The organism is Dryocola boscaweniae (genome assembly GCF_025215095.1).
Taxonomy (GTDB): domain Bacteria; phylum Pseudomonadota; class Gammaproteobacteria; order Enterobacterales; family Enterobacteriaceae; genus Dryocola; species Dryocola boscaweniae.
This window is the reverse complement of the sequence record NZ_JALHAP010000029.1, coordinates 1-397: the sequence shown is the minus strand read 5'-3', so window position 1 is coordinate 397 and position 397 is coordinate 1. Positions and strand designations below refer to the sequence as shown.

Here is a 397-nt window from a genome sequence, read left to right as displayed (position 1 = left end):
CAGCAAGGAACAGGGCCTGTGGCGCGAGAAGGGCCACGAGCCGGTGTTCACCGACACCCTGCACCTGGACATGGGCGAAGTCGAGGCCAGTCTGGCCGGACCGAAGCGCCCGCAGGACCGCGTGGCCCTGCAGAACGTCGCCAGCGCCTTCAACGAGTTCCTCGGCCTGCAACTGCATCCCTCCAGCACCGAAGAAGGCCGCCTGCTCAGCGAGGGCGGCGGCGGCACCGCGGTCGGCGCCAACGCCGCCTTCGGCGAGATCGACTACCAGCACGACGGCCAGACCCACCGCCTGAAGAACGGCGCGGTGGTGATCGCCGCCATCACCTCCTGCACCAACACCTCCAACCCCAGCGTGATGATGGCCGCCGGCCTGCTGGCGAAGAAGGCGGTGGAG

General features: G+C 69.3%; 1 protein-coding gene. It reads left to right on the top strand.

The features are described 5' to 3' along the window. The coding region (locus MUA00_RS00140; RefSeq protein WP_271130443.1) for an aconitase family protein at positions 1-397 on the top strand (397 nt) is incomplete at both ends.